The 1,035-nt window shown below is 73.3% G+C and carries 1 protein-coding gene; it reads left to right on the top strand.

The genetic code is table 11. The features are described 5' to 3' along the window. Positions 1-362: 362 nt before the first annotated feature. Positions 363-1,035: putative protein N(5)-glutamine methyltransferase (locus P1P70_RS45040; protein ID WP_319248336.1), on the top strand; the 673-nt coding region annotated here is incomplete at its 3' end.

The raw sequence follows: 1,035 nt of genomic DNA, 5'->3' as shown, positions 1-1,035 counted from the left end.
GTCTGTTCTGTGGGCTCGGAGAGTGTTAAAAGAGCCTGCTGAAGGGGCGCGGGGAACTACGCGAGAAGCCCCCACCGGCCCGCGGACGACCGGCTCGCGAGCGGGGGCCGAAGGTCCCGGAGAAGCCGCTCGACAGGGCCGCTGTGGAGCCGCTCGACAGGGCTGTCGTGGAGCCGCTCGGAGTCTTGAGAACCGGCTGTGACCATGGGGTAGGGTTGCCGGGCCAGTCAGCACGTGGACGCAGGAGGTGAGACCCATTACCGCTGTTTCAGGTCGGGTGCTCTCACCTCGACGCGGCGCGGTGCGTCGCCGATAGGTCACCCCGGAGCGCCCTTCGGCCCACCGAAAGGCTCCTCGGCGTCATGCCACTTCTCCCCCTCACCTCCGTCGTCACGGCACTGCGCGCCGCCGGTTGCGTCTTCGCCGAGGACGAGGCGGAGTTGATCCTCTCGACCGCCCGCACCCCGGACGAGGCCGCTGCCATGGTCGACCGGCGTGTCGCGGGCCTGCCCCTCGAACTCGTCCTCGGCTGGGCGGACTTCGCCGGCCTGCGCATCACCGTGGAACCCGGCGTGTTCGTCCCGCGCCGCCGCACCGAGTTCCTCGTCGAGCAGGCCCTCGCCACCGCCCCCCTTGCCCGTGTCGTCGTCGACCTCTGCTGCGGCTCCGGCGCCGTGGGCGCCGCCCTGGCCGCGTCGCTCGACGGCGCCGAACTGCACGCCGCCGACATCGACCCGACAGCGGTCCGCTGCGCCCGCCGCAATCTCACGCCCTACGCCGGCCACGCCCACCGGGGCGACCTCTTCGCCGCCCTTCCCGACCGTCTGCGGGGCCGGGTCGACATCCTCGCGGCGAACGTGCCGTACGTCCCCACCGGCGAGGTCCCGTTCCTGCCGAGCGAGGCCCGCGACCACGAACCCCTGGTCGCCCTCGACGGCGGCACGGACGGCCTCGACGTCCTGCGCAGGGTCGCCGCCGGGGCCCCCGACTGGCTCGCCCCCGGCGGCGACCCTGCGCAGGACGTCGAGGCCGTCC

The sequence above is a fragment of the Streptomyces sp. MB09-02B genome (assembly GCF_033794485.1).
Lineage (GTDB): Bacteria > Actinomycetota > Actinomycetes > Streptomycetales > Streptomycetaceae > Streptomyces.
This window is presented reverse-complemented; position numbering and strand designations above follow the sequence as displayed.